The following is a 259-nucleotide window of genomic DNA, read 5'->3' on the forward strand; positions in this document are numbered from 1 at the left end:
CTCAGTCTTTCGGTTTTAAAGGGTTTAATGGCGCCGGACCAGGCGCCGGGCGCCTGCAGGGCAGGAACAGCGCCGGCACGTCCAGCTTCGGCGGCAGCGTGAAGGTGCACTGCACTTTTCCGTCCCACTCCACGCTCATGCTTTCTGAGGGCCTCATGCCGCTTAACCAGGTATTACCGTCGTCGCCCACCAGGCCGACCTGCTGTCCCCGGCCATTTTTTACCGTGGCTCCAAATGGTGCCGTCTGGCCGCTCTCCTG

At 62.5% G+C, this 259-nt stretch carries 1 protein-coding gene; it reads right to left on the reverse strand.

Annotated features, from left to right (window positions below):
- Position 1 precedes the first annotated feature (1 nt).
- The coding region (locus SB756_RS31990) for a FimD/PapC C-terminal domain-containing protein (RefSeq protein ID WP_410913490.1) at positions 2–259 on the reverse strand (258 nt) is incomplete at its 5' end.

Source organism: Pseudomonas sp. SIMBA_068 (assembly GCF_046534705.1).
GTDB lineage: Bacteria > Pseudomonadota > Gammaproteobacteria > Pseudomonadales > Pseudomonadaceae > Aquipseudomonas > Aquipseudomonas putida.